The organism is Rhodospirillaceae bacterium (genome assembly GCA_016722635.1).
In the GTDB taxonomy this organism is placed as follows: domain Bacteria; phylum Pseudomonadota; class Alphaproteobacteria; order JAEUKQ01; family JAEUKQ01; genus JAEUKQ01.
Genome location: JADKIX010000007.1, coordinates 1 through 3,995 on the forward strand (window position 1 = coordinate 1; position 3,995 = coordinate 3,995).

Genomic DNA, 3,995 nt, shown 5'->3' on the forward strand with positions numbered 1-3,995 from the left:
CGCGCGGCGCTGGACCTGATGCTGCGCGTGTGGCCCGGGTCGCTGGATGTCCGCAGGTTCGTCGACGACACCGGCAACGATGCTGCCGCCGTCATCGACGTGGCCACCGGCGAGACGATCGCCACCTGCGACAACGAGGATCGCGACGACCACGCCACGCCGGTCGAGGATGCACGCGCCATCGTCGCCCTCCGCAACGCCGCCCCCGCGATCGCCGCGCTGGCCGACGAGTGCGAGCGGTTGGCTGACCTGTTCGACCGCATCGACACCGCGTTCGATCAGCTCCGGCCGGCCATGGCCGATCCGTTCGTCGCGTTCGTCTGCGCCACGATGCACGCCGCCAAGGATCCCGCCGCGCCCGCTCCCGCGCTGCTCTCCGACGTGCCGATGGGAGGTGACGCGTGACCCGCCCGCCACGCCCCGATCCTACCCGCTGGCCGTCGCCCTGCTCGGGGTGCGGCCTGCACGTCGAGACGCGTCCCTACGGCGTGGGCGGTGCGCTGGTCTGCTTCCCGTGCGGCACAGGAACGCCCGAGGCCGAGGCGACCGCACAGGCGGCGCTTGGCGCGGCGCTCGCTGGCCCGGGACCGCGCGTACTGACCGACCTCGGGCCGCAACTGATGCCGAGCAATCTGACCAAGCCGGGGAGAAACTGACCATGCTGACCGACGACGAACGCAAGACGCTGACCGAGGCCGCCAAACTGCTGGCGCTCGACGGCATGCTCGACGCCGCGGCGGGACGCGCATCTGGTCGACGCCACCGCCTACCGCCCCGAGGTGCCGACGCCCCCCGGGGGGGGCGGGGCGGGGGGGGGGCCCCCGGGGGGCGCCCGGGGGGGGGCCGGGGCCCGGGGCCCGCGGTGGCCCCCGCGGGGCGCTGCGCGGGCGGACCGAGGAGGAGGGGGGGCCCCCCGCCCCCGCGGCCCCGGCCGCGCCGCGCCGGGGCCGGGGGGCGGGGGGGGGGCCCCCCGCCGCCGGCGGCCACGCGTCGCGGTCCATGGTCGAGCGCGATGGTGGGGGGGGGGGGGGGGGGGGGGGGGGGGGGCCGCCCCGGGGGGGGGGGGGGGGGGGGGGGGGGGGGGCCCCGCTGCCGGAATGGCCATCTCCGCCCGCCCGACCACGGGCACGGTCGGGGAGCTGCTGGCGACGGCGCCGGTGGGGGCGATCGTGGAGTACCTCGACGCAGACGGAGACATCTGGCACCAAGTCGAGTTCAACGCCACGATGACGGCGCACCGCCGCCGAATCGATGCGTGGGGCGGATGGAAGCTGCGCGACATGCCGATGCGCGAGCTGCGCCAGCGCGCCCGCCTCGTCCCCGCCGACCAGGCCGACCTCGACCCATCCACCCGCGGCCCGATCGGGGAGGGGTGACCGTGGGCGCCCATCCCGCCGAACCCCGACCGCAGCGCCGTGACCACGGCGATCGCCGAGCTGATCGGCTGCTCCTACCTCGACGTCGTGCCGACGCCCGCCGAGAACGATCGCCTGCGCGAGGTCGCCGCCAACGCCCGCGCCGCGATGGATCGGCTCGTCGTCGATGCGAATCAGTGGCGCAAGGTCAAGCCGCTGATCGCGGCGCTGCGGTCCCTGCTCGCCGCCACGGAGTCGACGCAATGACCGCCGACCGATGCCCGACGTGTGACCGCGAGATCGCCAGCGCCGACAGCATCGGCGAGGGCAAGTGCGAGGTACAGGTCAGCTTCGACTCGAAGCAACGACGCGCCGGAGGATGGAACATCCAGGCCAACCGCGACTGCGCCGCCCACGCTGCGGCCCGGCTCGAGCGTGACCGCGCTGACGCCGCCCGGTGGCGCAAGGTCGCGCCGCTGATCGCCAACCTGCACCGCGCCGCGCTCATCGGCGCGAGCCACACCGAGCTGATCGCGGCGGTCGCCGAAGTCACCGCCGCCACCCAGGAGCCCACGCCATGACCCGCGACCCCGCCCGCATCGATCCGATCCTCGCCGACCTACGCCGCTACTGGCACGCCGCGCCCGACCTGCGCCTCGGACAGATGGTGATGGGCCTGCTGGACCTGTCCGGCGCTCCGCGCTACGGCGAGTTCCACGCCGAGGACGACAAGGTCGCCGCGTACCTCGCCGCATGGGCCGCCGCCAACCCCGCCGCCCGACCACCGCGACACCCTGCCGCCCGAGATCGAGGCGGCGATCGCCGCCGCAGCGTGGACCGTCGCCGAACTGGACCGACGCGCCGACGTCATGGCCCAGCCCGAGATCGCTGACCTCCGCACCGCCATCACCTCGGCCCTCGCCGCAGCCCGCGAGGCCGGGCGGCGGGAGGCGCTGGAGGGGGCGGCGGGGGTTGAGGAGGCGATCGCTGACTACACCGAGGCGGCGATCATGGCTCGCCCGCACGCGAGCGGACATGTCCTGACCGCCGCCGGCGATGACCTCCGCGCCGCCATCGCCGCCGACAAGGCGGCCCTCGACGCCACGTGGCGCGCGCACGACCTCGAGCGCGACGCCGAGGTCGCGCAGGCACAGGCCGCCACCCACGAGGCGTGCGCCGCGTTGCAGGCGATCTGTGCCGCGCTGCACGTCACGCCGCCGACGGGCAGCACCTACTGCGCCGAGGCCGTGGCGATGGTCCTCGCCGCCCTGACCGGCGCCGACGCCCCGAATCCTACGCAGTGCGGCGCCGTCGACATGCTCCGCGGCACCATCTGCCCCACCTGCGGCGCGCGCAAGGAGTTCGCGCCGGGGGCGCCTACCGGCGAGATCCGACGGCAGATGGACGCCGCCGCGGTCGAGATGTGCGCCGACTGCGCCGCCCTGACCGGCGCGGGAGGTGGCCGGTGACGTTCGGCGATGCATGGCTCGGGATCGACGCCCCGCCCGCACCCCGGCGCCCGGTGGCGGGGTGGGTGGATCGACATCACGGATACGCCGAGCTTCCGTCGAGTGAGAAGGAGCGCCCGTTCGCATGGATCGTCGAGTGTTACGACGACCAGTGGCGATGGTCCGCCCTGTCGCTGATGGCGCGCAACCACGTCGCCCATGGCCTGAGCGAATCCAAGGACGCCGCCCAGCTCGCCGCCGAGGACGCCCTCCGCGCGGTGCTCGTCGACGCGGCGGCGGCGCTCGGGCTGCGGGTGGTGCCGTCGTGACACCCCACGCCCGCCACCTCCGCGAGATGCGCGCGAGCGTCGCCGAGCTGCGCGCACCGGCTGCCGGCCTGCCGATGGCGCTCGCGGCGCTGTCGATGCCAGTGACCACGATCGACGAGGCCCAGATCGCGCGCGCCCGCGAACTCGTCCGCGACCTGCACCTGCGGCGCGACATCCCCGACCCGACGCGGCGGCACCTCGCCGAGATGCGGCTGAGTATCGAGGAGGCCCGCCGTGGCTGACCCCGCCCCGAAGCCGCGCCGGGCGGGGGCGGAGCGGAGTGCGTGCAGACCCGGCCTCCCGGTCCGCCTCGGGTCGGTGACGATCGGGACCGACGACTACAGGAGGCGCGCCGCGTGACCGCCGATCGACTGACCGCCCACATCCGCGCCCGCGGCAACACCTGGACCCTGTACCGCGGCACGGGCTACCGCGACCGCTGCGCCTGCGGCTGGAGCGACACGCCCAAGATGTCGCGGTACGCCTGCCCTCGGTGCGGCGCGCGCGTCGCGACGGTGGCGCGTCGATGGGAGCGCGCCGCGTGACCCGTTTTGACACCGGATCGGGAAGGCTGGATAGAGGACAAGCCAGCGCCCGCGCATCGCTACGCAGCAGGGGCGGCGCCACGCCCGGCAGGTTCGGAGGTCAGCGCCTCCTATCGGCAGCCGGCAACGTCGCAGAGTGCCCAGCACGGACCGGGCGGCCACCGCTCCGTGCGCTCGATCCGGTGTCGACCTTTTCCTACGCCTCGCGCTGCCGCTGGTGGTCGCCGCCCCGGCCGGCGTGGGACCCCGAGTGCCCGGTCGGGGAGCCGGGGCCGCACAGGGAGGATGTGCGCGGAAAGCGTAGGCGCGGCGCGAGGT

General features: G+C 75.3%; 8 protein-coding genes. All 8 read left to right on the forward strand.

Annotated features, from left to right (window positions below; genetic code table 11):
* Positions 1-405: hypothetical protein (locus tag IPP67_03735; protein MBL0338297.1), on the forward strand; the 405-nt coding region annotated here is incomplete at its 5' end.
* Positions 406-1,097: 692 nt separating this feature from the next.
* Positions 1,098-1,376: a hypothetical protein gene (locus tag IPP67_03740; protein ID MBL0338298.1), complete on the forward strand. Its 279-nt coding sequence runs from the start codon at positions 1,098-1,100 to the stop codon at positions 1,374-1,376.
* A 39-nt stretch (positions 1,377-1,415) separates the two neighbouring features.
* The gene (locus IPP67_03745; protein ID MBL0338299.1) at positions 1,416-1,622 is read left to right on the forward strand and encodes a hypothetical protein; all 207 of its coding nucleotides are present in this window, start codon (positions 1,416-1,418) and stop codon (positions 1,620-1,622) included.
* Entirely contained in the window at positions 1,619-1,936 is a 318-nt protein-coding gene (locus IPP67_03750) for a hypothetical protein (protein MBL0338300.1), read from the forward strand. The genes IPP67_03745 and IPP67_03750 overlap by 4 nt, the downstream gene beginning before the upstream one ends.
* On the forward strand, positions 1,933-2,247 hold the full coding sequence (locus IPP67_03755) for a hypothetical protein (protein MBL0338301.1): 315 nt from the start codon (positions 1,933-1,935) through the stop codon (positions 2,245-2,247). Before IPP67_03750 ends, IPP67_03755 begins: the two co-directional genes overlap by 4 nt.
* Positions 2,225-2,824 carry a hypothetical protein gene (locus tag IPP67_03760; GenBank protein MBL0338302.1) on the forward strand — a complete coding sequence of 200 codons (600 nt, stop codon included), beginning with the start codon at positions 2,225-2,227 and terminating at the stop codon, positions 2,822-2,824. Before IPP67_03755 ends, IPP67_03760 begins: the two co-directional genes overlap by 23 nt.
* Positions 2,821-3,132, forward strand: coding sequence for a hypothetical protein (locus IPP67_03765; protein MBL0338303.1), 312 nt, complete (start codon positions 2,821-2,823; stop codon positions 3,130-3,132). The genes IPP67_03760 and IPP67_03765 overlap by 4 nt, the downstream gene beginning before the upstream one ends.
* Entirely contained in the window at positions 3,129-3,374 is a 246-nt protein-coding gene (locus IPP67_03770; GenBank protein ID MBL0338304.1) for a hypothetical protein, read from the forward strand. Before IPP67_03765 ends, IPP67_03770 begins: the two co-directional genes overlap by 4 nt.
* The last annotated feature ends 621 nt before the right edge of the window (positions 3,375-3,995 follow it).